The 255-nt window shown below is 61.6% G+C and carries 1 protein-coding gene; it reads right to left on the bottom strand.

Translation table 11 applies throughout. The features are described 5' to 3' along the window. On the bottom strand, positions 1 to 255 hold a 255-nt coding region (locus IB272_RS35785; RefSeq protein WP_192445914.1), incomplete at both ends, for a ferrochelatase.

Consider the following 255-nt stretch of genomic DNA (forward strand, 5'->3'; position numbering starts at 1 on the left):
GGCGATCGACGGCTGGCCGTAGCGCATGCCCCAGTCGACGATGACGTTAGGCTGGTCGGCGAAGGACTTCGCCATCAGTTCGGACTGGTTGCGGGTGTAGGTCCGGAGGTAGCTTTCGTTCAAGTCCCTGTTCCAGATCGTCTCATAGGCCTTGCCGACCTTGCCGGGGCGGGTGTTGAGCACGATGCCGAACAGGATCGGGTACCAGAACAGTCGCGACCACTCGATCACCCGGCGGTCGGTCAGAAACTCCTT

It is taken from the genome of Ensifer sp. ENS08 (genome assembly GCF_014852195.1).
Lineage (GTDB): Bacteria > Pseudomonadota > Alphaproteobacteria > Rhizobiales > Rhizobiaceae > Ensifer > Ensifer adhaerens.